Below are 261 nucleotides of genomic sequence, written 5' to 3'. Positions count from 1 at the left end.
ATAAATATATTCTATTTTCACAAACAAAAATTTGAGCAAAACCAGTGTCGAATTTTTTAGACACTGCCCAGTTACGCACAAAATTATTTTTCGCGATAAAAACTGGGCAACCATGCCGGTTGAACGCTATAGTTCCCGCAGGGGCAAAAACACATAAAAAAACGCTAGCTTTTAAGCTAACGTTTCAAATCTTTTAAGTAATAATTTTGTTTTTCAAAATTCCAAATCGCAGTAATTGAATGCGCCTTTTCTTCTTCGTCT

1 pseudogene is annotated in these 261 nt (G+C 34.1%); it reads right to left on the bottom strand.

The features are described 5' to 3' along the window. Positions 1 to 176: 176 nt before the first annotated feature. A pseudogene (locus KA878_RS14670) lies at positions 177 to 261 on the bottom strand (protein rep); the annotation flags it as partial.

Source organism: Staphylococcus sp. GDY8P57P, assembly GCF_017892585.1.
GTDB classification, from domain to species: Bacteria; Bacillota; Bacilli; order Staphylococcales; family Staphylococcaceae; genus Staphylococcus; species Staphylococcus borealis.
Note: the sequence above shows the minus strand (reverse complement) of the source record. Positions and strands in the feature narration are given on the sequence as shown.